This is a genomic window from Streptomyces sp., from assembly GCF_050698815.1.
Classification (GTDB): Bacteria; Actinomycetota; Actinomycetes; order Streptomycetales; family Streptomycetaceae; genus Streptomyces.
In genome coordinates this window covers 1-4,789 of sequence record NZ_JBOHCV010000487.1, presented here as the reverse complement: position 1 = coordinate 4,789, position 4,789 = coordinate 1, and the positions used below count along the sequence as shown (strand labels likewise).

General features: G+C 71.4%; 3 protein-coding genes. 1 reads left to right on the top strand and 2 read right to left on the bottom strand.

All coding sequences use genetic code 11. The annotated features are described in order from the left end of the window. The first annotated feature begins 64 nt into the window (after positions 1-64). Positions 65-1,798, top strand: a complete 1,734-nt coding sequence (locus ACRDP3_RS17505; RefSeq protein ID WP_431517893.1) for an alpha/beta hydrolase — start codon at positions 65-67, stop codon at positions 1,796-1,798. 40 nt (positions 1,799-1,838) lie between these two features. Here the strand turns inward: ACRDP3_RS17505 and ACRDP3_RS17500 are convergent, their stop codons facing one another. Next, positions 1,839-3,338 carry an AI-2E family transporter gene (locus ACRDP3_RS17500; RefSeq protein WP_431517892.1) on the bottom strand — a complete coding sequence of 500 codons (1,500 nt, stop codon included), beginning with the start codon at positions 3,336-3,338 and terminating at the stop codon, positions 1,839-1,841. Positions 3,339-3,546: 208 nt separating this feature from the next. Further along, entirely contained in the window at positions 3,547-4,236 is a 690-nt protein-coding gene (locus tag ACRDP3_RS17495; RefSeq protein WP_431517891.1) for a transglycosylase SLT domain-containing protein, read from the bottom strand. Positions 4,237-4,789: the final 553 nt, after the last annotated feature.

Below are 4,789 nucleotides of genomic sequence, written 5' to 3'. Positions count from 1 at the left end.
GGTCGCCGCCGAGCCGACGCCCGCGCCGGAGGACTCCCGTTCCGGTCCGGTCCGCAGAGCAGCCGTGCGCACCCTCGCCGTCGCGCGGCGTCCGTACTGGCAGCGCCCCGACCCGGTCTGGCTGGTGCGCCGGTGGCCCGGCCTGACCGCGACCTGCTTCGCCACCGTCTTCTTCTGGCTCTCCCTCACGCCTTCCCTCGTGCCCCGCCCCTGGTTTCTGCAGGGCGTCATCGGCGGCATCACCGCCGCGATCGGCTACGCCATCGGCTCCCTGGCCGGCTGGCTGCTCCGTATCGCACTCGGCCCCGCGTGCCGCCGGTGGGTCGCCTGGCGCCCGAACACCCGGTGGCGGGCGCACGGCTGGCAGGCGTACTACGTCCTCGCGCTCGGCCTCACCGTCTTCGCGCTGTCCGAAAGCGCCCGCATGCAGCGCGAGTTACGCGCGCTGCAGGAGGTGCCCGAGACGCTGACCTGGCACTCGATGATGATCACGCTGATGGCGCTCGGCCTGTGCGGCGTGCTGCTGTGCCTCGCCCGTACGGTCCGCCTGTGCACCCGCGAACTCATCCGCCGACTCTGCCGGTTCGTGCCGCGGCCCCTCGCCGTCGTCACCGGGCTGCTGATCAGCGCCTCGGCGGTGACCGTCGGCACCCGCGACGTGGTCTTCGAGCGCGGCGTGATCGACATCGCGGCACGGATCTCGGAGCGCACCGACCGCGGCACCAAGGACGGGATCATCCAGTCCAACTCCCCCCTCGTATCCGGCAGTCCCACCTCGCTGGTGAAATGGCGCGACCTCGGCTACGAGGGCCGGAACTTCACCGGCTCGACGCTGACCGCCCACCGGATAAGCAAGGTCACCCGCCGGCCGGCGAAGGACCCGATACGGGTGTACGTGGGCCGCAGGAGCACCGGTCAGAGCGGCGGGCACTACGCCGCGGGCGCGGCGCTGGCCGTCGCGGAACTGGAGCGCACGGGGGCCTTCCGCCGCGAGGTGCTGGCCATCGCGGGCACCACCGGCAAGGGCTGGGTCAACTCCACCGACGCCGAGCCGCTGGAGTATCTGCACGACGGCGACACGGCCATCGTCGCGATGCAGTACTCGTACCTGCCCAGCTGGGCCTCATTCGTCGTGGACAAGGAGCAGGCCGGGCGGGCGAACCGCGCGCTGGTGAAGGCGGTACGGGCGCGCTGGCTGGCCGAGCCGGAGCAGCGGCGGCCGCGGCTCGTGGTCTTCGGCGAGAGCCTCGGCGCGTACGGCGTCGAGGCGGCCTTCGACGGCCCGGACGACATGCTGTCCAAGGTGGACGGCGCGGTGCTGGCCGGTTCGCCCAACTTCTCGCCGATCCGCAGGGAGATCACCGCCCACCGCGACCGGGGCAGCCCGGTCTGGCGCCCCGAGTACGAGCGGGGGCACCACTTCCGCTTCGCCCAGTGGCCGGCGAAGGACCTGGCCCGCCCGCCGGGACCGTGGCGGCAGCCGCGGGTGGTCTACCTGCAGAACGCCTCGGACGCGGTCGTGTGGTGGTCGGGGGACCTGGCCCTGAACCGCCCGCGGTGGCTGCGGGAACCGCTCGGCCCGGACATCACGGGTGAGGTCGGCTGGTTCCCGTTCGTGACCTTCTGGCAGACGACGGTCGACGTGGCCGTCTCCTACGGCGTCGACGCACCGCACGGGCACCGGTACGGGACCGGCTCGGTCGAGGCGTGGACAGCGGTGACGCCCCCGAAGGACTGGAGCACCACCGACGTCCAGCGTCTGAAGCGCTTCATGGACGCGCGGGAAGCACCGTACTGACCGCCGTACTGACCGTCGTACCGACCGCCCGGTGAGCGGGTTACCGCCCGGGGCGGTCCGGTCCGTCCGGACCCTGCGGCCCCTCCGACGGCCCCGCCGGCCCCGCCGGCGGCGGAGGCGCGTCGGCGGACTCGGTCGGGGACGCCCCAGGCTCGGTCGACGTCTTCGCCGTGGACGCCGGCGCCTTCGGGGCGGCCGGCGACGGTGCGGCCGAGAGGACCGGCGAAGCGGCGGGCGGCGGCGTGGCCGTCAGCGGTGCGCCCGCCGCGGACGTCGCCGCCGTCAGACCCTGCTCGTGCGCGTACGCCCGCAGATAGCCGACCGCGGTGTTGATCACGGCCACCAGCGGCACCGCGACCACCGCCCCCGGGATGCCCGCGATGAGGCTGCCGCCGGTCACCGCGAGCACCACGGCGAGCGGGTGGACCCGCACCAGCCGGCCGAGGATGAAGGGCTGCAGCACGTGGCTCTCGATCTGCTGGACCAGGAGCACGACAGCGGCCACCAGCAGTCCGGTGACCATACCGTTGGTGACGAAGGCGACCAGGATCGCCAGCACACCCGAGAGGACGGCACCGACGATCGGGATGAAGGCGAAGATGAAGATGATGACGGCCAGCGGCACCGCCATCGGCACGTCGAGGATCCACAGGCCGATACCGATGAAGATGGCGTCGATCAGGGCGACTATGACGGTCCCGCGCACGTACCCGGTCAGCGTGCCCCAGACCCGCGGCCCGGCACCGGCGACGCCTTCGCGGGCCGCGCTCGGCACCAGCTTGAGCACCCAGTTCCAGATCCGCTTCCCGTCGTAGAGCAGGAAGAGGGTGACGAACATCGCCAGCACCGCGCCGGACAGGAACTCCAGCAGCACGGTCACGCCCGTCAGTCCGGCGGAGGTGACTTCCTTGCTGTTGTCGCCGAGCCACTGGCTCAGGTTCTTGGCGATGTCGTTGACCTGCTCCTGCGGTACGTGGAACGGGCCGTCGACCGCCCAGCGCTGCATCTCGTCGATGCCGTCCTGCACCCGTTCGGTGAGGGTGGGCAGGTTCTCCGCCACCTGCCAGACCACGAACCAGCCGATCAGGCCCATCACCACGAAACCGATGACGAAGGCGATCGCGGTGGCCAGTCCCCGGCCGACGCGGAGCCGCCTGAGCCGGGCGACCGTGGGCTGAAGCAGCGCGGTGACCAGCAGCCCGGCGGAGAAGGCGAGGACGAGCAGGCTGATCGAGCTGATCACCTGTATCAGCACCCAGATGACAGCCGCCAGGACCAGCAGCCGCCAGCCGGTCTCGGCGGCGACCCGTACGCCCCAGGGCACCACGGCCGCGGGCGCGGGCCTGCCGCCGTGGGTGAGGGCGGGCGAGGGCGGGGCTACGGGCGCGTCACCCGGGTCCGGTTCCGTCGGGGAGGAATGGGGCCGCGCCGCCACCTTCGTGACCGCTTCTCCCTTGGCCACCTGCTCGGCGCGGCGCTCGGCGATCCGTGCCCCCACGCGCGCCACGCCGTCCCGCAGCCTGTCCATCCTGCTCGTCATCCCGCGTCCTCCGCGCCCGCCGCCAAGCTCGATACATCGTGTTCCGTTGCTGTTGAAGGACGACGGTACCCGCGTGCGGGTTGCTTGACCGCGGACTCGCGATGATGTTCACCACCCGTACGAACGCGCGGCACCCCCGCCCGTGATCCCGGGGCGGGGGTGCCGCGCGAAGCGTGTGAAGTTGTCGGGCCCAGTGCCCTCGGTACCCTCAGTACCAGTTGTTGGCCTGCCAGAAGTCCCACGCGCCGCACGGGCTGTCGTAGCGGGACTCCATGTAGTTCAGGCCCCACTTGATCTGGGTGGCCGGGTTGGTACGCCAGTCGGCGCCGGCCGAGGCCATCTTGGTGCCGGGCAGTGCCTGGACCAGACCGTAGGCACCCGAGCTCGGGTTGCTCGCCTTGTAGTTCCAGCCCGACTCGTGATCCACGATGTTCGAGAAACACTGGAACTGGTCCGCGCCGACGATCTGCTTCGCCATCGACTTGACTTCGGCGGTGGAGTAGGAGCTCTGCTGGCCGAAGTCCCCGGCGTCGGCACGCGCCGAACGGTCCGCCGCGGCCTTGGCCGCACGCTCCTCGGCTGCCTTCTCGGCCGCTGCCTTCTTGGCAGCGGCGGCCTCGGCGGCCTTCTTACGGGCGGCTTCCTGCGCAGCCTTCCTGGCTTCCTCCTGCGCGGCCTTGGATGCCGTGTTCGCCTGCTGCGTCAGGGAGGCGGTCTGTGCCTGGGCCTGCCGGCCCGCCGGTATGTCTGCGAGGAGCGTCGCGTCAGCAGCCGTGGCCTCGACTTCGTTCGTCGGCTGGCCCTGCTGGCTACCGGAAGCCACACCGACGACGGCGCCGACGGTGGTGACCGCGGTGGCAGACGCCACGGCGAATCCCCGGACGGAGATCCGAGTCACACGCATTCCTTCCAACGTGCCCGCGTGAGTGACCGCGCGGGCGCAAATCGTGCCCCTGGCACTGACCTCCTCGGAACTTTGGTCACCGGAGGTACGGGCCCGGTTGGGACCTCCCCTCGAGAGGGAGGACCCGCGTGGTTCTCGGGCGGCATACGGCGTGACTGCTGTTCAGTTCTGTACTGCTGTGCGGTGTCGCACCATTTGGGTTACTGGTGTGCCGTATGCGGGGCCTGACAGAACCCACACCCTGCCGGACGCGAGTGGGCTGAGGCAATTCCGTGCTGAGTGGGATAGGTCACACGGGGTTTGGTGGTCGGGTTCACCGGAAAGACGCGCGTGGACCGGTCCCCGGGGCTAGGCTGCTGGACCCTCTCGGCGGCGGCCGCGCCGACCGCACGCAGACCGGCCAACTCCCTTGCCATCACCGCAGTTCAGACGCGGTGGCCCGGTCCGTCGACAGCCTACGCGCAACGCGCCCGGCCGACCCGTGCGAGGGGTCCCGGACGGCCTCAGCCGTCACACGACTCGACAGGCGGCACAGCGAGGGCGCCGT